Origin of the sequence: Lysinibacillus sp. GJ-1, from assembly GCF_021166035.1 — a bacterium.
Taxonomy (GTDB): domain Bacteria; phylum Bacillota; class Bacilli; order Bacillales_A; family Planococcaceae; genus Lysinibacillus; species Lysinibacillus sphaericus.
Window position 1 is genome coordinate 2068510 of record NZ_CP088912.1, and the last position, 21754, is coordinate 2090263.

Here is a 21754-nt window from a genome sequence, read left to right on the forward strand (position 1 = left end):
TATTTTCTGGTATAATAACATTATCAGATTTCAATCCTATGTTTTGTATATATTTTACACGGGAGACGACATCAGTGATTGTAAAAAGGCGGTGTAGAATATTGAAAAAATTATTACCTTTTGCGTTATTATGGGCATTTTTATGTAGTATGGCTATTGGGAATCATGTTTCCGCTCAAGCTAGTATGCCTGCTATCCAACAAGTTCTAAAGGATGCGACGGTGTATGAAGAGGCTTCCACAGAAAGCAAGGTGAATGGCTATATTAAACAAGGCAATTTTGTGCAAGCCTCAGCTTTCAATGAGGAATGGATACATATCCGAATGGCACAGTTAGAGGGGTATGTGGAAGCCTCAACATTAGCAGAGCTAACGCCAGAAAAAGCTGTAGTGGCGAAAAAAGGCAGCCTAAACTTAATGTCCTATCCAAGTCCAAGTGCACAAAAAGTTGGACAGCTATATGAAAATAGTATGTTAATAGTGTATGGCATAGCACCTGGTGGTTGGTCATATGTGCAATATGGACATGAATTTGGCTATGTCGCGACAAATGCGCTGAAAAAACCAACTGCGACAAAAAAGCAGGTAAATGCACCTAAAGGGGCTATTATTCATTTAACTGCGAGCCCAAGCGGTGAAGTGCTAGGCACGCTAGCGCATAAAACCATTGTGCAGCAATATACAATAGTAGCAGGCTGGGCGTATGTGGAAGCTGACAATCAAAAAGGGTACATAAAGGCTTCAGAGCTAACGGACTTAACCGTAAATAATAAAGTTTACAACCAAGGAGTACCAGTAGCAAAAGGAGCGAAAAAGCGGGTGGCTTTAACATTTGATGATGGACCGAATGCGAAAGTTACGCCACAAATATTAGCCATTTTAAAGAAATACAATGTAAAAGCAACATTTTTTATGGTTGGGAAAAATGCTTCTAGCAATGCCAAAATTGTAGAGCAAGTGTATAAGGATGGTCATGAAATTGGCAATCATACATGGAATCATCCGAAGCTAACTAATTTAGCGAAAACAAGCGTTAAAGAAGAAGTGGATCGGACAAGCAACGCCATTTACGCAGCTATTGGTCAATATCCAACTGTTTTTCGCCCACCATATGGAGCGACAAATGACCAAGTGCGCTCTGTTATCCCAATGCCTTCTATTTTATGGTCGATTGATACACTCGATTGGAAGCATCGCAATGCCGATAAAATATTAACGTATGTCAAAGCATCTGTCAAAGATGGCAGTATTATTTTAATGCATGATATTCATCAAACGACAGCCAACGGGCTCGAAAATGTTATTCTGTATTTACAGAAACAAGGTTTTGAATGTGTAACGGTAAGTGACATATTACAATAATGCATTCTATGAAGTTCTTTCTATAATGGAAGAAGCCGTGCAACGGTCTTATAAAGACTATGCACGGCTTTTTTCATGTTATTTAAATAAGTTAATGGTTGTAATAATAATAGGAATACCAAAGACATCAATTAAAAATGCACCTACAATTGGTACAACGAGGAATGCCTTTGTAGAAGAGCCGAAGCGTTGAACAACTGCTGACATATTCGCCATTGCATTCGGTGTTGCACCCAAGCCATGTCCTGCAAAGCCTGCCACCATAACTGCTGCATCGTAGTTTTTACCGAGTAATTTAAATAATACAAAAATACAGAATAGAACGATGAATAGTACTTGTACAAAAACAATGACAAATAGAGGTAAAGCTAAATCGGCAATTTCCCATAGTTTAATGCTCATTAACGCCATAGATAGGAAAACACCTAATGTGACATCACCGATTAAAGAAATACTTTTCATGTTAATGGCATTTGGTTTCACTTTATCTAAAATATTACGGACCAATACAGCGACAAACATGGCACCTACGTAACCTGGTAATACGAAACCTGTAGCTTCGGAGAATAGAGTTCCAACATACGTTCCGACAGCCATACAAAATGTGATGATTACCACTTGTGTAAAGAATGAATCCGATGTTATTTGTTCATGTTTGTTTTCATATTCAATAGCTTCTGCTTCTTGTTCATCTGGTGTTAAATTGTATTTTCCGACTAAATATTTGACAATCGGTCCACCAATTAGACCTCCTGCCACTAAGCCACATGTTGCAGCCGCCGCACCGATTGTCATAGCAGATGAAATTCCTAAATCTTCTAATGTTTGACCGAAAGCAGCCGCGGCACCGTGACCACCTTCCATAGAAACTGCACCTGCCATCATACCGATTAATGGATGAATGCCCATTAGTGAAGCAAGGGATACACCGATAACGTTTTGCATTAGCGCAAGGAACCCACATGCTAGCCAATAAATGACTAATAGCTTACCGCCTAGTTTTACCAGTTTAAAGCTAGCACCTAAACCGATTGTCGTGAAAAAAGTAATCATAAATAAGCTTTGTAATGATGTATCAAGAGATATTTCTTATAGGCCAGTTGTTTTTAATATTGTGGCTAGTGCTGCAAAAAGTAAGCCACCAACAACTGGTGCTGGAATACAGAAACGCTTTAAAAAGTTTATTTTATTAATAAGGAAGCTCCCGAATGCAAATAACGCGACTGCGAGAAATATTGTTGTAATTTGATTAATTTCGATCATGAACCGTTCCTCCTAAGTAAGTTGTTGAGTGCATCATAGACAAAATAAGCACCCAATTTGACTGTTTGACCATTTTCATCTAGTAACGGATTCACTTCACATATATCAAAAGAATGGGTATGTGGATGGGATGCTACTTTTTGAATTATAGCTCGAACCGTTTTGGGATCTAGACCAAAAGGAGAGGGTGCACTAACACCAGGTGCGTAAGCTGTGTTGACAACGTCCATACATAAAGTAAGTAAAATATAATCATGATTATCCATAAATTGCTGTAGATCGTTCATAATGTCCGCGTTGTTGTCTGCTGTCATTTGTTCTTCTAACACATAATTCACTTGCAGCTCATGTGCCTTATCAAACAGCTCTTGTGTATTTCCATAACGTTGAATACCTAGTACAAAATAGTCTGTATGTGGATCTTGTTCTAAAATTTGACGGAACATTGTACCGGATGAAGTTTGTTCATCATATGGTCGTAAATCAAAATGTGCATCGATGTTAATAATGCCGATACGGGCATCTTTTTGTAATGCTGCACGAACACCTAAGTAATGCCCATATAATGTTTCATGACCGCCACCAAGGATAATACATTGCATGTTTTTAGCGCGTAGACCTTGAACAATTTCACCGAGCTCTTGTTGTGCATCCTCTAGTGCATGATTGAGGCAAAGAATGTTACCGACATCGATAATTTCCTGTTGCTCATCAAATGTCCATGGTAAGCTTGCCAGTGCACCACGAAGTGCATTGGGTCCATTCGCTGCACCAACACGCCCTTGATTGCGGCGTACCCCTTCATCACATATAAACCCAACAATCCCAGCATTTTTTTGTTGTGAAGCGCTTACATCGTTAATAGCCAATCGTTTTACTTTTTGATGTAATCGGAAACTACTTGGATTAGTAGTTGAATCGATGCGACCTTTCCATTGTTTTTGATCTGTCATTGTATACATCTCTTTATCAACTCCATTAACATTATTGTTGTAGTGTTAATTTATTATATATTCACATAATTATATTTACTAATATATAATTATTATTAATCTATAGTTTAAAACTATAAATGGGGGGTAGGTTGTTTTGGATTTAAAACAATTACAATATTTTATCGCTGTTATTGAGCATATGAATTACTCGAAAGCAGCTGAAAAATTGCATATTTCTCAGCCTTCTTTAAGTAATGCTATTAAAAAATTAGAACAAGAAGTTGGTTCTTCTTTACTTGAAAGAAATACAAGAAATTTGCAATTAACCGAAGCAGGTCAGCTTCTATATGAACGAGCAAAAGTTATTTTAAAAAATATGGAAGTGCTAAAAATTGAAATGGACGAGGTCATTGTACATGGTACAAGTGATTTGACCATCGGTGTAATGGAGTCGATTAAGCATTGGTTACCGAAAGCAATTGTCGAATATAAAAAGCGCTATCCACAGATGAAATTTCATTTAGTCGATATTTTAGGTAGCAAGCGTGTCAAGAAATCACTGAAAGGCTACAAAACGCATGTAATTATTACCAATCAATTGATGGACGATGAAGAGCTAGAAGTGAAGTGTTTGTATGAGGAACGACTTGTCGCTGTATTACCTTTACATCATCCGTTAGCGACGAAAGATTTACTGACCATTGCAGATTTAAGCAATGAGCCTTTCATTATTAGTACAGATGGATTTCAAACAAGGCAGGATATTTTGAATGCATTTGAACAAGCGGGTCAAGCAATCAATGTTCAATTTGAAATCGAACGTTTTGAAACGGCTGTATCCCTTGTTCGCGAAAATCTAGGTATTACCATTCTGCCTGAAAACTATTTACAAGGGCCAACCGCGAAGACGATTGTTCAAAAAGAAATTGATTGCCCTAATTTACAAAGGAATGTTTATTTAGTGTATTTAAAAAATCGACATCTGCCCTTTGCAATCCGACAATTCATTGATGGTGTTATACATTATTTTGATAGTAAAAGATAATGTTGACGATATTTTAATATAGTTATTATTTTTTATGGCTGTAAAAAGAAGACATAATGGAGATGCTTTTTTTAGCTGTTTTTGCATATGAATTTTCTCCTTTATTCAAATTTTTATGGAATAGATGATTGATTTACATGCCGTATAGCGGTAACATTTAATGTAAGAATAAGAATGAATAATCATTCATTTTTCATTCGTGTTGTCAATCAAAGGGAGGCTTTCATATGAATTTTTCTTATAGTGAAAAAGTAGTAGAACTGCAAGAAAAACTGGCGAAATTTATGGAGCAGTATATTTATCCAAATGAGGCACTGTATGCGGCACAGGTGGAAGCAATGGCGGATCGTTGGGGAGCGATTCCTCCGATTATGGAAGAATTGAAGCGTAAAGCACAGGAAGCGGGGCTATGGAATTTATTTTTACCTGATAGCGAGTATGGCGCAGGTTTATCGAATATAGAATATGCTCCTTTATGTGAAATTATGGGCAGATCATTAATAGCGCCGGAAGTCTTTAACTGCAATGCGCCGGATACGGGGAACATGGAGGTACTTGTACGCTATGGGTCGGATAAGCAAAAAAAAGAGTGGTTAGAGCCGCTATTGCGTGGAGAAATCCGCTCTTGCTTTGCGATGACGGAGCCTGCAGTGGCCTCTAGTGATGCGACCAATATTGAGGCTAGCATTGAACGAGATGGTGATCAGTATATTTTAAACGGTCATAAGTGGTGGACAACCGGGGCTGGCGATCCACGCTGTAAAGTCGCGATTTTTATGGGAAAACATAAGGATTCTACGGCTTCGATCCATGAGCAACAATCAATGATTCTAGTTCCAATGGATACACCAGGTGTCAAAATAGAGCGCATGTTAACAGCCTTTGGCTATGACCATGCACCTGAAGGTCATGGAGAGGTTACGTTTACAAATGTACGAGTACCTGTGGACAATATTTTATGGGGTGAAGGGAAAGGTTTTGCGATTGCTCAAGGTCGTTTATAATACCGCATTCATCATTGCATGCGTCTTATCGGAGCAGCTGAACGCGCTTTAGAAGAAATGTGTAGCCGCTTACTAGAGCGTCAAGCCTTCCATCGACCGCTAGCAGACCAAGGCGTGATGCGTGAACGAATAGCAGAATCACGTATTGATATTGAACAGGCAAGGCTGCTTACGTTAAAAGCAGCATACATGATGGATACAGTAGGGAATAAAGAGGCGAAGGCTGAAATTGCGATGATTAAAGTAGTCGCACCGAATATGGCATTGCGTGTCATCGACCGTGCCATTCAAGCATTTGGTGCTGCTGGCGTTGGACCTGATACGACGCTCGCTGCTCAGTGGGCCAATTCACGCACATTGCGTTTAGCAGATGGACCAGACGAGGTGCATCGTAATACTGTAGCGAAATTGGAACTGAAAAAACATGCCCCAAAGCAAAAGGAGCTGGTAAAATGACTGTTCTTGACCTATTTAGCTTGCAAGGGAAAACCGCTATTGTTACAGGTGGTGGTCGTGGACTTGGTGCACAAATTGCGCAAGGCTTTGCAGAGGCTGGTGCCAATGTTGTGCTGTGCTCACGCAAAGTGGAGGCTTGTGAGGAAATGGCGACACAACTCGCACAATTAGGTGTCCAGACACTTGCGCTTGCCTGTGATGTGACGAAACCAGAGGAAATTGCCCATGTTGTGTCAAAAACATTAGAGACCTTTGGTAAGATTGATATTTTAGTAAACAATAGTGGTGCTTCATGGGGGGCGCCGGCTGTCGATATGCCATACGAGGCATGGCAAAAGGTGTTTGATGTGAACGTCAACGGTACATTTTTAATGACGCAGGCTGTTGGTAAAGTGATGCTTGCACAAAAAGCGGGGAAAATTATTAATATTGCTTCTATTGCAGGGCTTGGTGGTACACTCCCTGATTTTATGGATACAATTGGTTATAACGCTAGTAAAGGTGCAGTTATTACGTTAACCAAAGATTTAGCGGTGAAATGGGGACCATCAGGCATAAACATTAATGCCATTGCCCCTGGATTTTTCCCAACGAAAATGTCAAATGTTTTAATAGAACGAGGACAAGATTATTTGATGGGGGCTACACCTTTAAAGCGTCTAGGTGCTGAAAATGATTTGAAGGGCGTTGCATTATTTTTAGCAGCTGCAGCTTCGGATTATGTTACAGGTGAGGTGATTGTGGTAGATGGTGGAATGAGTGCAATTATTTAAGGGGGGTTCCTATGGATACGATACAAGTAAGGGCAAGCGAACGAATCGATACAGAGCAATTACATGCTTTTTTAAAGCGACATTTCCCAGACTTACCAGAGGGGAAACTAGAAATTTCTCAATTTAGTGCGGGTCATTCTAATTTAACTTACTGTTTAAAAATAGCGGATTTTGAAATTGTACTTCGCAGACCACCTCTTGAAAGTGGCAAAAAAAGCGCATGATATGAAGCGTGAATTTACCATTTTATCGGCGCTTCATCCGTTTTTAGCTGTTGTACCAAAACCATATGTATATGTCGATGATGTCAGCATTATCGGCAGTGACTTTTTCTTAATGGAACGAAAAAAAGGTGTCGTGTTGGACACACGTTTCCCATCAGGGACAGAATCGACAATAGCACTTGCACGTCAATTGTCTGAAAAAATGGTGGAATCACTTGTAGCGCTCCATGCCATTCCATATAAGGAAACGGCTTTAAAGGATATGGTCAAGCCTGAAGGGTTTATGGAACGCCAAGTGGTTAGTTGGGTTGACCGTTATGAGAAAGCAAAAACAGCTGAGCTGTCAGAGGTAGCAGCGTTAACGGCTTGGTTAAAGGCTAATATACCGACAAATAATGAAGCGACAATTATTCACTATGACTATAAGTTCAACAATGCGATGTTTTCACAAGATTACTCAGAAATGATTGGGCTTTTTGATTGGGAAATGACAACAGTGGGTGATCCGTTAGCAGATCTCGGTGTTGCGATGAGTTATTGGATGCATGCAGATGATCCAAAAATGTTGTTGTATGCATTAGGGGAGCCACCGATTACGGTTCATCCTGGATTTTATTCGAGAGAGGAATTTATCGCGCACTACGCGGAGAAAAGTGGTCGAGATGTCTCAACAATCGGCTATTATATAACGTTTGCTTATTTTAAATTAGCGGTCATTTGCCAACAAATTTATTATCGTTATGTCAACGGACAAACGAAGGACGATCGTTTCGCACAAATGGATACAATGGTAGCTGCGCTTATACAACAAGCTGCTAAAAGTATTAAATAGAAGTATAGCTACAGTTTGATTGTAGATAATCCTGCGATTCAGGTTTATCTACAATCTTTTTTTGATGGTAGCTAATTTAATTGATAGATAACAACTACAGATTATCCGACACTATAATTTGTAGTTTTAAATTATCCTCTCGCACCAATTTTATTATGTAAAACAAGATATTCACGATAATGAAGTAAAAGAGGTGGGAATGCATGTTCTGCTTTGGGGAAGGAACTAGGCAGAAATAGCGAAATCAGTATTTTGCGTAAAAACTTCATCAAGATGTTGCTTTTCTTAGGCTGTCTGAACTCTCTTGTTAAATTTCCTTTTAATAGAACCATCAAATTTAATGTCGAATATTTAAGAAATTCTCGTATTCGAACTGAAAAAATGTCGAAAAAATGAATTTTAAGAGTAAATATGTATTAAAATTTTTAAAATATTCAATTAATATATAATTGTCGAGAAAGACAAAACTATTAAATGTATTAAAGGAGGTTTATATGAAAAAGTATCTTTTTTTATATTTGCTACCTTAATCATTATCTTAGTGTTTACTCATCATGTTGTATCAGAAAATCAGGAAGTCCAAAAAGAAAGGATTAAGGTGGCAATTTTAGATAGTGGTATTAATGAAGAATTTTTGGAAAGTGTTATTGTTGATGAATTTAATGCTATCGACCCGACATCGCCGACTATTGATGAAATGAGTCATGGAACTCCAATTGCCAATATTATTGAAAATAGTGAGATAGACTTGATTGATGTTTTTGAACAAGGACGGTAAGGGGAAGGCAGATATATTGACACAACTGAATTAAATGCTTCTGTATTACCGGTCTTTGTGTATGTTGTTGGAGGAGTTGCAATTCGAACAACTGCAAGATATGTTCTTGGAATACCAATTAAAAACTTATCTCATAGAGGCTTTAATAGTTTTGACTCTTTAAGGAAATTCTTGGGAAATGCTGGTGTAAATAGACAATGGCATCATATTGTTGAACAATCACAAATTGCAAAGTCTGGCTTTAGTAAAACATCTATTCACAATACTCGTAATATCGTATCCATTGATATACAACATCATCAAAGAATTACAGGATACTATAATTCTATTCAACCTCATACGCAAGGTAAACGAGTAAGGGATTGGTTAGCAGGAAAGAGTTGGGATTATCAATACGATTATGGTATAAAAATTATGGATAGATTACGATAATAACTTGAGGTGATAATGTGCAAGATGAGAAAATATTAGTTGAAGAGTTTATTAATCATTGCTTGATAGCAGAAGAAACTCAGATGACTGGAGATTATAAAAGAGGAAACAAATCCAATAAGGCGCTGCTTGCTATTTTGGAGCAACTAAAGCAATCATCTGAACTTGCAACAGACGTGTTAGATGAGCTGTTTTTACATGAAAATCCTTTTGTCTTATATGTTTGTAGTATTTATGCAATTGTATTGAACTATCGTAGAGCTGAAGCTTTAAAAATGCTTGAAAAGATTGCAGGAATGGAACAGAATATGACCAGTTTTCATGCAAGTATAGTTCTTGAACAATATGAATCCGGCGAACTTTTTAAACTGTATGGTGTAAGTAAATAAGCTACCACTAAGGAAATGGCTCAGCGATAAATATATGAGGGTCTTTTTTCTAAATTAACTTAAAAGTGGTGATATAGATGGATAGTCAAATGTGTTTACTAATGGAGGTTCATGATTTAATTGAAGAATACTCTAAAATGGGTGATAGCCTACGAAATCCAGAAAACGCGATAATAGGCATAGAGGATGAGCTTAAATTAAGTGTTGAAGAAGTCAAAGCGTTAAAAGCAAATGAATTTGATTTTCATAGTATTTGTGGCATTGAAAAGATTGTTCGCGATCGGATGCTTTCAACTTTTTTTCACTTTTTCTGTATTGTAGATGGTGTTGGTGATCCTAAATTTAGAAAAGATAATACGGTGTGGTTAGGGCTAAAATTAGAACAGAGAGGTCTAGATGAGGAACGAGAGTATGAGGAATTTCTACATGATATGCTATATGAAGCATATTGGAAATGGCGAGAATTGAAATCTTAAGATTGTAGATTTGATTTGTGGATAGTTTTTAAAAATTCATACAGCTAATCAATAAAAGTACTTTAAACAAGGCTACATCTATCTGTTTAGAGTACTTTTATTGCATTAAAGTGGTTATAGACTGGGCTGTTTGCTTGGATACAAATGATGATAGATAAACGTTGCTATTCATTGCTAAGACTATAGAATGATAGCAGTCCTAAACAGAAAATGAAGAGTAATGTTAAAAAAATAAAGAAAATAGTTTTACTTTTCACGAAATTCACCTCTCTCTTACTCTTATCTGTTTCTGAAGTACCTCATAAATGTTCATATGTAAAACTACGTAATTTATATACTAGAATTAAATAACTGAAAAATCAAATAATTAAAAGTTGGAAAGGGTGCATTATATGTCTTACAAATATAATAAATATGTAAGTTTTATTACTGCAATAACTCTCCTTTTACTAATTTTATTCTTTACTAATAAAGTCAGCAAAGAGGTGTTTTTCCTCTTATTTGCTCCTCTAAGTATAGCAATGCTAATATTGGGGTTTTTAACGTTTAGAAACGCTTTGAAAGATAAAGAAAAGATTGATTTACATGCATCAGATATCAAAAGAAAATTTAAAAAATAGAATGAAAACTAAGTAGTATGGCTGTATTTATACAATAGAAAAGAACAGCTTTCGTAAATGTCGGTAAGCTTATTTAATACAAAGTTAGCCTTGCTAAACTAATATATAGTAGGTGTTTATATATGAAAGCTACGAAAATATTAGTTGAAGAGTTTATCAAACATGCCTTAATAGCAGAACAAACACAGATGACTGGAGATTATAAAAGAGGAAATAAATCAAATAAGGCGTTGCTAGCTATTTTGGATCAATTAAAGCAATCATCTGAACTTGAAACAGCCGTGTTAGATGAGTTGTTTTTACATGAAAATTCTTTTGTCCTATATGTTTGCAGTATCTATGCAATTATAGTGGACTATCGCAGAGCTGATGCTGTAAAAATGCTTGAAAAGATTGCAGGAATCGAACAGAATAATATGACCGGTTTTCATGCCGGCATAGTTCTTGAACAATATGAATCCGGTGAACTTTTTAAACTGTATGGCGTAAATAATAACAGCTGCCACTAAGGAAATGGCTCAGCAATGATAGTTGAGGATTTTTTTGGAAATTAACTTAAAAGTGGTGATATAGATTATTCAGCCTGGATTTTTTATTTCAAGAAATATAACACTTACCAATAGTAAATTTTTATAGTAGTCTGAATTATAATAATATTGAAAATAATGATGTTATTAGTTATAATCAAAATGATTTATAATATAAAGGAGATGATGAAGGAAATGAAGAGACTAAGTATTTTGTTGTGCGCGTTTACATTAGTTTTTGGAATTTTTGCATTTTCAGGAATCTCTTTAGCTGCAGAGGAAACAAGCTTTAATGATGTTGGGGAATTTACACCAATAGCAGAACCAGTAACAGAACTACCTCTTGGTTTTGACATCAATAAAGAATATGAAGATGGCGAAATAATATCAGAGACAATCACTAAATCTGATATTAATCCAAGAGGTTTTTATCTTTATGCAGATGCATCGCATCAAGTATACTATACATTTAATAGCTCTATACCAACATTGTATCCTTATGAAAAATGGATTGATGGATATTTATATAAAGGAAATCTAAGATTACAAGGAGCTGTGCCAGCGGGAAAGGGTTATTTAGCTACATATAGTGGAAAGATTTCTACATTTATTAACTAAAATAACGTTCTACTATACAAGAAAAGCCACGTTCATTTATATGCGCGTGGCTATTTTTGGTTAAAACTGTATATTGTTCAGTCTATTTGTAAAATACCAGCTATTTAAAAAGGTAGAAAGGGTGATTGTATGTCTTACAAAGATAATAAATATGTAAGCTTTATTACTGAGATATCTATCCTTGTACTAATTTTATTCGTTACTAATAAAGTAAGCAAAGAGGTGTTTTTACTCTTATATATGCCTCTAAGTATAGCAATGCTAATCTTTGGAACTTTGGAGTTTAAAAACACTTTGAAAGATAAAAGAAATATTGATTTACATGCATCAGAAATCAAAAGACGATTAAAAAAGGAATGAAAACGGAGTAGGATGTCTACATTCATACAATAGAAAATAATAGCTTTTGCAAATGTCGGTAAGCTTATGTGATACTCTTGTTGATTACAAAGCCTGACTTGTTAAACTACTAATAGTAGGTGATGATGAGCGGATATTAAACGATTGTAAATTCGGTTTATGGAACCGTTTAACGCTACAAACATGTATGAAGATAAACAAATAAAAGCACGCTAAATAGAATAGTTCTGTTTAGCGTGCCTTTTCAATTTATTTATTGTACTCCTCTTGCAAAATGCTGTAAATTTCCAAATCGACAATACCTTTACCAGACCAGAAAGAAGCTTTTCTTAATAAACCTTCTTTCATAAAGCCACTTTTTAAAAGCACTTTTTTTGACGCATCGTTCATCGGCATAACCTCTGCTTGAATTCTATTAATGTTCGCTTCATCAAATAAAAATTTACAAATGGTTTGTACAGATTCCGTTGCAATGCCCTTATTCCAATAGTCCTCTGCTAAATAGTAGCCGATTGTTACCATATTTACTTTTTGGTTAAAATCCATCGCTTCGATTATACCGACTAAAGAATCTGGTTGATCTTTATAAAAAATCCCCCATTTCACTCTATTTCTTTTCGTGAAGTCACGTTCAAAATGACTAATCATTTTTTGGACAGTTTGAATATTGTGTTTCGGGATAATGCCACAATACTGAAATACTTTTTCATTATCGTAGATAGCGAATAACATGTCTAAATGGCTTTCTTCTATTTGTTTAAATTGTAGGTTGCTAGAATGTAATAATGGGAAGCTTTCAAAGATTTTTTCTACATTCATTGGATTTTCTCCTTTGCTTGTCATTTGGCGAAGTTGTTTTAATGATTTGGAATTTTCATTTGGTAAAGTTATTTAAATAAGTATTTATTCAATATTTTCTAGTTAAACCATTATATTGTAAAGTGGGAATTGAGTAAATCTAAAATAAAAAAGCTGCATCGTATAAAATACGCTACAGCTTCGAATTGGTTTGTGCCCTTTGATGGTGCTACTGAAAGCAGTATACCATAGATTACTAAATAATTGTGATATTTATGTATTATAAATCTTTTGAAATCAATGGAGGTACGTGATGTCATCATTTTTAATAGCCAATAACAGGTGTCTGTCACTAGTAATTAGCTTTCTACATATTATGGAAATCTAGTCCTTGATAAGTTTTTTACCCATAGCCCCTCTTGATGCTGAACGTCGAGAGGGGCTTGTTATTTTATTTGCGAGAGCAAAGTTAGCTTTGTCAATCGGACAAAAAATTTAATCTCTCTATCAATTATTATCATACTGGATTAGGGCACGGAATAGATTGTTATAGTTCTACTATTAGGAATATGGAGTCGAGAGCAAAAGAGCACATAATTTTTACTATTATGTAACAGAAATCACGGCTTGTAATAGAAAAAATACAAGTCAAAAGGTAAAGTGATAGAAACGACATTTTGATAGCTAAAAGACTGTGCAATAAAGATAAAGTTGTTTTCCTTCTATTGCAATAGTCCGCTCTATGTTGAATAACACAACTATTATTAATAATTTACACTGGAAGGAGAATCAAATGACACAGTATCATCAGCAGTCGTCCGTTGAAGTCATGAATAAACTGAATGTGACCAATCAGGGATTGAGTGATTATGACGTTCAAAAGAGGCAAGAGGTTTACGGGTATAATGTTTTAGAGGAAAGTAAAAAGGTAAGTACACTTGCCGTTTTTTTCGGCCAGTTTAAAGATTTATTAGTGATTATTTTAATGGTAGCGGCTTTTATTTCATTTCTATTAGGTGAAGTAGAAAGTACGATTGTTATTTTGATTGTTATTATTTTAAATGCAGTTCTGGGCACTGTTCAACATGTAAAGGCAGAAAAATCTTTAGGTAATTTGAAAGCACTGTCTTCGCCCATAGCGAAAGTAATGCGTAATAATCAGATAATAGAAATTCCTTCTGAAGATATCGTTGTGGGAGATCTTCTATATTTGGAGGCTGGAGATTATATAAATGCTGATGGAAGATTACTAGAAAGCCATAATCTTCATATTAATGAAAGTTCGTTGACAGGTGAATCATTAGCTGTCGCAAAAAGTGCCGATTCGATTAAGGAAGATGTAACCATTGCGGATAAGAAAAATATGGTCTTCACTGGAAGCTTTGTCACGAATGGACGAGGCGTTGTTATTGTGACAGCTATCGGAATGGACACGGAAATTGGGAAAATTGCTAATTTACTCGATACTGCAAAAGAAAAGAAAACGCCTCTACAAGTAAGTCTAGATCAATTTGGAGAAAAATTAGCTTTAGGCATCACGATGATTTGTGTTGTTATTTTCACAATTGATTTGGTTCGAGGCCGTGAATTAGTAGAATCGTTTATGTTTGCTGTTTCGTTGGCAGTTGCCGCCATACCAGAGGCATTAAGTTCGATTGTCACAATTGTCTTGGCTTTTGGGACACAAAAAATGGCAAAGGAAAATGCTATAATACGAAAGCTTTTTGCTGTTGAAAGTTTGGGAAGTGTTTCGGTTATTTGTTCAGATAAAACAGGGACTTTAACTGAAAACAAAATGGTTGTCCAACATGTATACGTTAATCAGAAAGTGATTCCACACGATCAACTATATATGAAAAATGCAATTGAGAAAGATCTGATTTTAAAGGCGTTATTATGTAATGATGCGTTGGAAAGAGATCATAAGGAAATCGGGGATCCTACTGAAATTGCCCTTGTGAAATTAGGAAAGCAGTATGATTTTGATGAATTACTTGTTAGAGACCATTGTCCAAGGGTGGCAGAGCTCCCTTTTGATTCAGATCGGAAGCTTATGAGTACGGTTAATCGGATTAATCAGCAAAGTATTATGATTACTAAGGGAGCACTAGACGTTCTGTTATTCAAAATGTCAAAAATGAATACGTCGCAAGGTCTAGTTAATCTGACGCAAGAACATCGAAAAAAAATCGAAGAAGTGAATCGAGATTTTTCAATGAATGGTTTAAGAGTATTAGCCATTGCATATAAGGAAGTAAGAGAAAGCCGTCCAATTACTGTATTTGATGAAAGAGATTTAATTTTTGTAGGATTAATAGCAATGATGGACCCACCTAGAAAGGAATCGAAGGCAGCCGTTGAAAGCTGTATTAAAGCAGGTATTAAACCTGTAATGATTACAGGTGACCATAAAATAACAGCCACTGCCATAGCCAAACAAATCGGGATTTTACAGGACCCATCCGAAGCGATTGAAGGAGCTGAAATTGAAGGTTTAACGGATCGCGAACTGCAAGAAAAAGTTCAAGATGTTTCAGTTTATGCTCGCGTAACGCCGGAACAAAAAATTCGTATTGTGAGAGCGTGGCAGGAAAAGGGCAATGTCGTTGCGATGACCGGTGATGGTGTCAATGATGGTCCCGCTTTAAAACAAGCTGATATCGGTGTAGCAATGGGAATAACCGGTACTGAAGTAGCGAAAGATGCATCATCTATGATATTAACAGATGATAATTTTTCAACGATTGTCAAAGCAATCTCGAATGGACGAAGCATCTATACGAACATTAAAAATGCGATTTTATTTTTGTTATCTGGAAATGCAGGGGCAATTTTTGTCGTTTTATATGCTACTATATTAGGTTTACCCGTTCCATTTGCACCTGTTCATCTATTATTTATTAACCTACTTACCGATAGTTTGCCGGCCATTGCCATTGGACTGGAACCAAATAATAAAAACACCATGAAGGACAAGCCAAGAGATATTCGCACACCATTGTTAAATAAAGCTTTTACGACGCAAGTTATACTGGAAGGTTTATTAATTGCAATTGCTACAGCTGTTGCTTTTGAAATCGGATTGTCAACAGGAGATACTTTAACAGCTAGTACGATGGCGTTTACTACTTTATGTTTGTCGAGATTAATTCATGGCTTTAATTCCAGATCGAAGCAATCGATTTTTGCCATTGGTGTATTTTCGAATAAATATACTTGGTTAGCATTTTTAATCGGTTTTGTTGCTTTACATGCCGTATTATTTGTTCCATCATTTACGGGTATCTTCGAAGTGGCCGCATTAAGTGGCGCCCAATTAGGCTTTATTTATAGCTTATCGTTTATGCCGTTTTTAGTTAATCAGTGGTTTAAACTATTGTTTGTCAGAAGTAAATAAGGCAACTTCATAAAGTGTCAGGCACCCAAATAGTGCTTGACACTTTTAATATTTCTTTAAATTCCCAGTTGTAAAAAGGAACGTACGTGCGTAAAATATAAATACAAACAAACGTTCTTTTTACGGACGAGGGGAGAAGGATGTTGGATGAAAGAACAGTTAATAAAAGCAATGCAACGCAATCAGTCAGTTCATATGATGTATGTATCCAAATGCGGTGAAATTACAAAAAGGCAAGTGAAAATCATAAAAGTTGTAAATAACTGCTTTTCTGCATATTGCTTCACACGACAAGCAAAGCGTACTTTTATTATCAGCAATGTTCTTGCAATTATTCCAGTTATAACACAAGAGCGTGATGTCGTGTGAATTATGAGGCGATGCCCAATAGACCTATTATGTGTATCGATATGAAGTGTTTTTACGCTAGTATCGTGGCGATGTTACATGGATTAGATGTTTTAAAAACACCAGTTGCAGTAGTAGCGAATTTTGACCAGCCAGGTAGCGTAGTGCTTGCTGCATCACCATTAATGAAAGAGAAATATAAAATCAAAACTGGCAGTAGACGTTATGAGATACCAAAACATCCTGACATTAGATTATTTGAGCCTAAAATGAGTTTCTTTATTCAAATGTCGATGACGATTACAAAATTGATCGCTAATTACGTACCTGTTGATGCGATACATGTGTATAGTGTGGATGAAAGTTTTGTTGATTTAACTGGCACGGAAAAGCTTTGGGGTTCACCCGAAGAGACGGCCAAGGAAATACAAAAGGCTATTCTTGACCAATTTAGTATACCTAGTGCAGTAGGTATGGGACCCAATATGTTAATCGCCAAATTAGCTTTAGACCTTGAAGCAAAGAAAACAGGTTTTGCTAAATGGACGTATGAGGATATTCCAAAGAAACTGTAGCCTGTTCGACCTTTATCTGAAATGTGGGGCATAGGAAAACGAATGGAGGCAAATCTAAATGCTATGGGAATACAAACAGTTGGTGGTTTGGCTAATGCAGATTTAGCAGAATTAGAAAAGTGCTTTGGGGTAATGGGCAATCAACTCTACTACCATGCATGGGGAATAGATCTATCTAAATTAGGGGAGCCGTTAATAACAAACGGAGCATTAAGTTTTGGTAAGGGTCAAATGCTGATGAGGGATTATCACACACGAAAAGAGATTGCGGTAGTGCTTCTAGAAATGTGTGAAGACGTAATGAAGCGCACACGTGATGCAGGGTTTGTTGACCGTACAATTAGCTTAGGTCTTTCCTATAGTCATAATGCCATGACCAAAGGGTTTCATCGTTCGAAAACCATTGCAGTGCCGACAAGTGAAACGCTTGTGATGTATAAAGCTTGTATTGAATTACTGGATGAACATTTTGCTGGAGAGCCAGCACGACAATTATCAGTCAGAATATCCAACCTAGAGAAAGAGCATAGTATTCAATTGGATTTATTTGATGAACGTAAGCCGCAACGTCAGATAATTGGTCCTACAATGGATGCCATACGTAACAGGTTTGGAGCTACCTCAATATTAAGAGCCGTTTCTTATACAAAAGCTGGTACAGCTATAAAACGAGATCGCTTAGTTGGTGGTCATTTGGCATAGGAGTGATTGGAATGATAAAAGATAGAGGGACGATTAAATGGGCATCGATGATGTTGCCAGAACATTTAGAGCTTCTCAGAGAGTACAAAGAAGAGTATATGGAACAGCCAAGAGAATTGACTGAATGGGAACTGGAAGAACTACAAAAAACAATTAATCAAGCTTTTAATCAACAGTTGACCGTTACAGTAGAAGTGTGGAAGGACCATACAATCACACAATGGACTGGTATAGTTAAATCGATGAATACGAATGACCTCATACTTGAAACGCTACTTAAAACGGAGAGTATCCCCATCCCAAATATTCAATCAGCCCAACTGGATGCTGATTACTATGATTAAAGCCGATGAAAGACAGTTACTTCATAAGTATCTTTTGTTAGAGCTAGCAGTTAAATCATTACAGGTTGATTATTGTAAATTAGAGCAGTTTAAAATGAAAACAGTATTTCTTCCAATGATGGATTCATTACTAAAGGAGCTAAGACAAGAATATTTTAATCTCAAACGAGAACTTGCACAAAAACGTATACGAGTAGTAGGTTGGCAACCGATAGATGAATACTTTAGTGACGTACAAGTTGCTACTGCAGGGAATGATGTAGTACTCCGTTATGCAAATCAAGCTCTTAAATCACAGGTGGAGAAGCTGTTGATTAATCATATACGGCGCGTTGAATAAAGAGTGATGACAAAAATTCTTTCAACCTTTATTTATTAGCAAAACCGAAAATACTCCATTTTGCAAAGAGATTTGTCAAAATGGAGTTAATATTTTTAACTAAGTATAAGATTTTATAAAATTTGATTAGAGTCGTATACAACTAAAACACTCGCTAAGGCAAACCGAAAATGGCATTACACGGGTATCTCCAGTTCAAATAAATTTTCTCAAAAATGTATGATATTATACAGTTGAATGGAAAGAAAAATAGAATTGGGAGGTTCAATATGAAAAGTGAAAATAAACAATATGCCATAACTGTTATTACCAATATATTAAAAGTAATGCATCGTAAAGAATATGAAAAAATATTAAATTATGTGGATGAATCTAAAGTGTATGATATTGGTTATTTATTCCATTATGTCCAAGAAACATTAAACTTAAATGGATTGGATTCATTTGATGAATATGGAGCTCCATGTAATTTCCATCCCCAATACGAATATGCACAAATTAACTTTTATGAATTCAAGGACAACAGTGGATTTGCAGTTGATTATGATTTAACTTCAAATTCAAAACTGGCAGATATGTGTTTACAAATGGAGTTTTTATATACGGATAACGGATTAAAAAGTGTTTTTATCACAGTTGACCCACAGTAAAACAATAATTTGAAGAGTCGCAAATCAACTTATAAATCTAAATTTAAAGGAGAATATATGGAAATATACAATATGAATTTGAATATTCATTATTCTGCACCACAAGAAGTTTGGGATAAGTTGGAGCGTTTATATAGAGAAATGCCTAACTGGAACCACTTTGTAAACGGCTGTCCACAGTGGTATGGTTCAGATGGTAAATTGATAGAAGTAAGTATTGAATCAAGTGGACTACAATTTTATGCTCAATTGCCATCAGAAGAATGGAATGAATGGATTACATTATTTAAGAAACGCGCTACAAAATTATTGGGATATGAAGTGGGCGAACCAGAAGATGGTTTTGCATTTCATTATTATAATTAACTCTCAGATTGTCCATAAACGTAACTTGACAATACATAAGACACCTCGGTGTCTTTTTTATATTATCGACAATTCTTTGCAAGATAAAATTCAATCGTGACATAAGGATTAATGAAGGTCTTCATAACCATATCAACCTTGATACAAGAACAAATGTAAAGCGCATGTTTTGAAATCTTTTTTCAAAACATGCGCTCAAAGTTTGATAAAGAGTGCCATTTATTTGAGAGCGAACGAACTACCACCCGTAGCACGGTGTAATCGACTGACCATCAGGGAGAAAAGACCTCAGGGTTATCGTCTCGCCATGCGCCTATGCAGCCAATTAAACAGGCAGTGTAGCTTCTCATTACGCAATCGATTGCACTATCCGCATATTCAATTGCGATATTTATGTTCGGCTTGCGCCAAGCCAAAATTTGACCAGAGAACCCAGGCCACGCACATTTTTCATCCATTTCAGGTCGACCATATGCCTTTATTGACTCATCTGGTGTTGAGCACATCGTGATTCCCTTAGGAAGCTTTCCAGAAAACGGCTTTTTAATTCGGTCATCTGATCCAGGAGCAAGAAAATGTATAGCACCAATAATCCATTCATCTTGATTTGTATAGTGGAGTCCAGTCAAATCATTTATTTTTGAGGCACGATAAATATCAATGCGTATCGATGCTTTTACAGACCAAATAATATCGTCGTTGAAATAGCTGTTCGGGGAAGGCATTCGCTTGACATTGAATGATTGCAGCAAAGCTTGAACATTTTTAGGACTATATGGATGGCCAAGCATGTCAATAAGCTGTTCAGATGGTTCTTTCATGCATATTTCACTCCTTTTGCTTCGGTTCAAGGGAACAACACGAAAAAGGCATTCATCTCCTTGAGCCAACTTTTTAATACCCGTACCCCATGTGACGGGGCAAAACGATTGGCAAAGTATTCATTTTTATATTCTACATTACTTCTAATCTTCCCTTCTTCCACTATACGCCTGTCCGCCATTAATGCCGCGTACTACCCACACTATCATATACCGAACTGTAGACCGCATCCACTGCGCATGATGAACACGTGATATTTATCAAGACTTTTCATGCTTTTTTATTGTCCTACAAAATAATTAAAATTTTTTTAGTTTCATTGAAACTTTTTCAACTCTCTAATTCTCTTCTATATTAAGAAAGAAAAAATAGCAAAGAAAGGTGTATTGGAATGAAAGCAAGGAAAAGAATTAGATGGACAAGATTTGTAGCGGTCATTTTGTTCTTTACTATCATGCTAGGTGCGGGATACTACTTTTTAGGTGGACAAGTTGAAGAGCATGGGCAAGCTGAAAATCTTGCAAGTGATAAGGCAAGATTTGAAGAAAATGATGATAGTGAGGATGTAATAGAGGAAGAAGGGACAGAAGAAGAGGAAGAAGAATTAGAGAATGAAACAGTTGCATTGAATCCTGACGGAAAATATATAGCACTTACATTTGATGATGGCCCGAGTGTCAAAGTTACACCACGCGTTTTACAAACATTAGCGCAGCATGAAGCAAAGGCAACATTCTTTATGTTAGGAAGCAGAGTTGAGATGTATCCAAATATTGCGGCACAAGTCGTTGCTGAAGGTCACGAAATAGCAAATCACACCTTTAGTCATCCAAATTTAAAGAAATTGACGCACAATGAAATGACAGAAGAAATCAATAAAACAAACAAAATTATTGAAGCAACAACAGGTGTAACTCCAACCTTATTTCGACCTCCATACGGGATATACAACCAAGATATTCTAAATTATACCGCGTCAGAAAATTATACTACAATTATGTGGTCTGTCGACTCGTTAGATTGGAAAAGTCGCAACCCAGCAGCTATAAAAAACGAAATTTTAAATCAAATCGCAAATAAATCAGTAGTGTTAATGCATGATATTCATACAGCAACAGCTGAAGCCTTACCAGAAATATTAATGGCATTAAAAAAAGAAGGATATGAATTTGTAACAGTATCAGAACTGTTATCGCTAAAAAGTGAAAAAGTCGATCCCTATTTCGGCAATTGATTGTGCAAAGGAAACGAATGTAGTCCATAAAACCATGACATAATAACAATGTTATTCAACATTCGTATATTGCATTCCCTAGTAA

At 36.1% G+C, this 21754-nt stretch carries 20 protein-coding genes and 4 pseudogenes; 20 read left to right on the forward strand and 4 right to left on the reverse strand.

Annotated features, from left to right (window positions below):
* Nucleotides 1–101: 101 nt before the first annotated feature.
* Complete coding sequence (locus tag LO754_RS09815; RefSeq protein ID WP_231786139.1) at nucleotides 102–1361, forward strand: polysaccharide deacetylase family protein; 1260 nt, start codon at nucleotides 102–104, stop codon at nucleotides 1359–1361.
* 78 nt (nucleotides 1362–1439) lie between these two features.
* On the opposite strand, the pseudogene gltS reads toward LO754_RS09815, so the two are convergent.
* Together gltS and hutG are read right to left on the reverse strand one after the other, a co-directional pair.
* A pseudogene (gltS, locus tag LO754_RS09820) lies at nucleotides 1440–2624 on the reverse strand (sodium/glutamate symporter).
* Complete coding sequence (hutG, locus tag LO754_RS09825) at nucleotides 2621–3586, reverse strand: formimidoylglutamase (protein WP_231786140.1); 966 nt, start codon at nucleotides 3584–3586, stop codon at nucleotides 2621–2623. The pseudogene gltS and the gene hutG overlap by 4 nt, the downstream one beginning before the upstream one ends.
* A gap of 127 nt (nucleotides 3587–3713) precedes the next feature.
* Between hutG and LO754_RS09830 the strand changes: the two genes are divergently transcribed.
* From LO754_RS09830 to LO754_RS09880, 11 genes and pseudogenes are all read left to right on the forward strand, one after another.
* Nucleotides 3714–4604 carry a LysR family transcriptional regulator gene (locus LO754_RS09830; RefSeq protein ID WP_025219386.1) on the forward strand — a complete coding sequence of 297 codons (891 nt, stop codon included), beginning with the start codon at nucleotides 3714–3716 and terminating at the stop codon, nucleotides 4602–4604.
* 227 nt (nucleotides 4605–4831) lie between these two features.
* A pseudogene (locus LO754_RS09835) lies at nucleotides 4832–6064 on the forward strand (acyl-CoA dehydrogenase family protein).
* Nucleotides 6061–6837 carry an SDR family oxidoreductase gene (locus tag LO754_RS09840; protein ID WP_108030903.1) on the forward strand — a complete coding sequence of 259 codons (777 nt, stop codon included), beginning with the start codon at nucleotides 6061–6063 and terminating at the stop codon, nucleotides 6835–6837. Before LO754_RS09835 ends, LO754_RS09840 begins: the two are co-directional and overlap by 4 nt.
* An 11-nt stretch (nucleotides 6838–6848) precedes the next feature.
* A pseudogene (locus tag LO754_RS09845) lies at nucleotides 6849–7893 on the forward strand (phosphotransferase family protein).
* Between the two features lie 598 nt (nucleotides 7894–8491).
* Nucleotides 8492–8671: a S8/S53 family peptidase gene (locus LO754_RS09850; RefSeq protein WP_231786141.1), complete on the forward strand. Its 180-nt coding sequence runs from the start codon at nucleotides 8492–8494 to the stop codon at nucleotides 8669–8671.
* Nucleotides 8672–8842: 171 nt separating this feature from the next.
* Nucleotides 8843–9103 (forward strand): hypothetical protein, encoded by a 261-nt coding sequence (locus tag LO754_RS09855; protein WP_231786142.1) that lies wholly within the window; start codon nucleotides 8843–8845, stop codon nucleotides 9101–9103.
* 17 nt (nucleotides 9104–9120) lie between these two features.
* A complete protein-coding gene (locus LO754_RS09860) occupies nucleotides 9121–9492 on the forward strand; it encodes a hypothetical protein (protein ID WP_108030898.1) in 372 nt (123 codons plus the stop codon).
* Between the two features lie 77 nt (nucleotides 9493–9569).
* A complete protein-coding gene (locus LO754_RS09865) occupies nucleotides 9570–9968 on the forward strand; it encodes a hypothetical protein (RefSeq protein WP_024361883.1) in 399 nt (132 codons plus the stop codon).
* 742 nt (nucleotides 9969–10710) lie between these two features.
* Complete coding sequence (locus LO754_RS09870) at nucleotides 10711–11097, forward strand: hypothetical protein (RefSeq protein ID WP_231786143.1); 387 nt, start codon at nucleotides 10711–10713, stop codon at nucleotides 11095–11097.
* Nucleotides 11098–11310: 213 nt separating this feature from the next.
* Complete coding sequence (locus LO754_RS09875) at nucleotides 11311–11733, forward strand: hypothetical protein (protein WP_025219393.1); 423 nt, start codon at nucleotides 11311–11313, stop codon at nucleotides 11731–11733.
* Nucleotides 11734–11862: 129 nt separating this feature from the next.
* Complete coding sequence (locus LO754_RS09880) at nucleotides 11863–12093, forward strand: hypothetical protein (RefSeq protein ID WP_231786144.1); 231 nt, start codon at nucleotides 11863–11865, stop codon at nucleotides 12091–12093.
* Between the two features lie 249 nt (nucleotides 12094–12342).
* Here LO754_RS09880 and LO754_RS09885 read toward each other — a convergent pair whose 3' ends face one another.
* Nucleotides 12343–12912, reverse strand: a complete 570-nt coding sequence (locus LO754_RS09885; RefSeq protein ID WP_108030893.1) for a GNAT family N-acetyltransferase — start codon at nucleotides 12910–12912, stop codon at nucleotides 12343–12345.
* A 772-nt stretch (nucleotides 12913–13684) separates the two neighbouring features.
* On the opposite strand from LO754_RS09885, the gene LO754_RS09890 reads away from it, so the two are divergent.
* The 7 genes and pseudogenes from LO754_RS09890 to LO754_RS09920 all read left to right on the forward strand — a co-directional run bounded on the left by LO754_RS09890 (nucleotide 13685) and on the right by LO754_RS09920 (nucleotide 19613).
* On the forward strand, nucleotides 13685–16288 hold the full coding sequence (locus LO754_RS09890) for a cation-translocating P-type ATPase (RefSeq protein ID WP_231786145.1): 2604 nt from the start codon (nucleotides 13685–13687) through the stop codon (nucleotides 16286–16288).
* A 147-nt stretch (nucleotides 16289–16435) separates the two neighbouring features.
* Entirely contained in the window at nucleotides 16436–16657 is a 222-nt protein-coding gene (locus tag LO754_RS09895; protein ID WP_024361879.1) for a WYL domain-containing protein, read from the forward strand.
* Nucleotides 16654–17913, forward strand: a pseudogene (locus LO754_RS09900) (Y-family DNA polymerase). The gene LO754_RS09895 and the pseudogene LO754_RS09900 overlap by 4 nt, the downstream one beginning before the upstream one ends.
* A gap of 11 nt (nucleotides 17914–17924) precedes the next feature.
* Nucleotides 17925–18257 (forward strand): YolD-like family protein, encoded by a 333-nt coding sequence (locus tag LO754_RS09905; RefSeq protein ID WP_024361877.1) that lies wholly within the window; start codon nucleotides 17925–17927, stop codon nucleotides 18255–18257.
* A complete protein-coding gene (locus tag LO754_RS09910) occupies nucleotides 18250–18597 on the forward strand; it encodes a YhjD family protein (RefSeq protein WP_024361876.1) in 348 nt (115 codons plus the stop codon). The genes LO754_RS09905 and LO754_RS09910 overlap by 8 nt, the downstream gene beginning before the upstream one ends.
* Before the next feature lie 269 nt (nucleotides 18598–18866).
* A complete protein-coding gene (locus LO754_RS09915) occupies nucleotides 18867–19247 on the forward strand; it encodes a DUF7668 domain-containing protein (protein ID WP_231786146.1) in 381 nt (126 codons plus the stop codon).
* Between the two features lie 57 nt (nucleotides 19248–19304).
* Nucleotides 19305–19613 carry a hypothetical protein gene (locus LO754_RS09920; RefSeq protein WP_024361874.1) on the forward strand — a complete coding sequence of 103 codons (309 nt, stop codon included), beginning with the start codon at nucleotides 19305–19307 and terminating at the stop codon, nucleotides 19611–19613.
* Between the two features lie 272 nt (nucleotides 19614–19885).
* Here the strand turns inward: LO754_RS09920 and LO754_RS09925 are convergent, their stop codons facing one another.
* Complete coding sequence (locus LO754_RS09925; RefSeq protein WP_024361873.1) at nucleotides 19886–20434, reverse strand: hypothetical protein; 549 nt, start codon at nucleotides 20432–20434, stop codon at nucleotides 19886–19888.
* 392 nt (nucleotides 20435–20826) lie between these two features.
* Between LO754_RS09925 and LO754_RS09930 the strand changes: the two genes are divergently transcribed.
* Complete coding sequence (locus LO754_RS09930) at nucleotides 20827–21669, forward strand: polysaccharide deacetylase family protein (protein ID WP_024361872.1); 843 nt, start codon at nucleotides 20827–20829, stop codon at nucleotides 21667–21669.
* The last annotated feature ends 85 nt before the right edge of the window (nucleotides 21670–21754 follow it).

Bases quoted from the DNA above. Each gene is read 5' to 3' on its own strand.
- hutG (WP_231786140.1), bottom strand. From the start codon at position 3,586: ATGTATACAATGACAGATCAAAAACAATGGAAAGGTCGCATCGATTCA.
- LO754_RS09840 (WP_108030903.1), top strand. From the start codon at position 6,061: ATGACTGTTCTTGACCTATTTAGCTTGCAAGGGAAAACCGCTATTGTT.
- LO754_RS09865 (WP_024361883.1), top strand. From the start codon at position 9,570: ATGGATAGTCAAATGTGTTTACTAATGGAGGTTCATGATTTAATTGAA.
- LO754_RS09870 (WP_231786143.1), top strand. From the start codon at position 10,711: ATGAAAGCTACGAAAATATTAGTTGAAGAGTTTATCAAACATGCCTTA.
- LO754_RS09875 (WP_025219393.1), top strand. From the start codon at position 11,311: ATGAAGAGACTAAGTATTTTGTTGTGCGCGTTTACATTAGTTTTTGGA.
- LO754_RS09880 (WP_231786144.1), top strand. From the start codon at position 11,863: ATGTCTTACAAAGATAATAAATATGTAAGCTTTATTACTGAGATATCT.
- LO754_RS09885 (WP_108030893.1), bottom strand. From the start codon at position 12,912: ATGAATGTAGAAAAAATCTTTGAAAGCTTCCCATTATTACATTCTAGC.
- LO754_RS09890 (WP_231786145.1), top strand. From the start codon at position 13,685: ATGACACAGTATCATCAGCAGTCGTCCGTTGAAGTCATGAATAAACTG.
- LO754_RS09895 (WP_024361879.1), top strand. From the start codon at position 16,436: ATGAAAGAACAGTTAATAAAAGCAATGCAACGCAATCAGTCAGTTCAT.
- LO754_RS09905 (WP_024361877.1), top strand. From the start codon at position 17,925: ATGATAAAAGATAGAGGGACGATTAAATGGGCATCGATGATGTTGCCA.
- LO754_RS09910 (WP_024361876.1), top strand. From the start codon at position 18,250: ATGATTAAAGCCGATGAAAGACAGTTACTTCATAAGTATCTTTTGTTA.
- LO754_RS09915 (WP_231786146.1), top strand. From the start codon at position 18,867: ATGAAAAGTGAAAATAAACAATATGCCATAACTGTTATTACCAATATA.
- LO754_RS09920 (WP_024361874.1), top strand. From the start codon at position 19,305: ATGGAAATATACAATATGAATTTGAATATTCATTATTCTGCACCACAA.
- LO754_RS09925 (WP_024361873.1), bottom strand. From the start codon at position 20,434: ATGAAAGAACCATCTGAACAGCTTATTGACATGCTTGGCCATCCATAT.
- LO754_RS09930 (WP_024361872.1), top strand. From the start codon at position 20,827: ATGAAAGCAAGGAAAAGAATTAGATGGACAAGATTTGTAGCGGTCATT.